The following is a 961-nucleotide window of genomic DNA, read 5'->3' as shown; positions in this document are numbered from 1 at the left end:
AGTTGAAAGGCGCGGTAATGAAAGTCGGTCAGATCGTCTCTCAGACTCAAGATTTTCTCCCTGAGGAATTCTCGCAAGCCTTGAAGAAGCTCCAGAAGCAAGCGCCCCTGTCGAGTTTTCAGTGATTAAAGAGCAAGTCGAGTCAGAATTAGGTAAGCCTATCACCGATCTATTTAAGACTTTTGACGAAGAACCCTACGCGGCGGCCTCTATAGGTCAAGTACACCGGGCGGTCACTTTAAACGGCGAAGACGTCATCGTTAAGGTGCAATATCCGGGAGTAGACCGTTCTGTTGATTCAGATTTAAAGCAATTAAAACTCACACTCAAGCTTGGCGGTTTATTAAAAATGCCAAAAGAAAGTGTCGACGCGTTGTTTAATGAATTAAGAGATCGTTTAAAAGAAGAGCTCGATTACACTTTAGAAGCTCATAACTTAAATCGTTTTGCTCAGTTTCACTCGAAAGACGAAGGGATAATAATACCCGAAGTCTTCGATAAATATTCCACAAAGCGTGTTTTAACACTGGGGTTAGTTGAGGGTGATGCGGCCGAAGATCTTGTTTCGCTGGGATATACCGAGCAGCAAAGATCTGTGATTGCTGAGCGGGTCTTTAAAATGTTGAGTGATCAATTGTTTTCTGGTCAGTGCATTCATGGTGATCCACACCCCGGTAATTTTGCATTTCGACCCGATGGCTCAATCATTATTTATGATTTTGGTTGTATCAAAGAGTTGAAGCCTGAAATTGTTCAGGCCTATCGAGATTCGGTCGTTAGTGCTATCGACGAGGATTATGCAGCCTTGGATGAGGCCTTGATAAGACTCGGGGCGCGCGTGGCAAATAAAGCAAGTCCTGGTTCTGACTTCTATAAACTTTGGCGGGACATTTTTTTTCAGCCATTTGCCGGACAACCTTTTAATTACGGCGAGTCAAAACTTCATGTTGATGCGATGGAG

Annotated in this window: 1 protein-coding gene; it reads left to right on the top strand. The window is 43.8% G+C overall.

The genetic code is table 11. The features are described 5' to 3' along the window. Nucleotides 1-121 precede the first annotated feature (121 nt). On the top strand, nt 122-961 hold an 840-nt coding region (locus tag A3739_RS26160; RefSeq protein WP_231877153.1), incomplete at its 3' end, for an AarF/ABC1/UbiB kinase family protein.

The organism is Oleiphilus sp. HI0067 (genome assembly GCF_001635735.1).
This window is presented reverse-complemented; position numbering and strand designations above follow the sequence as displayed.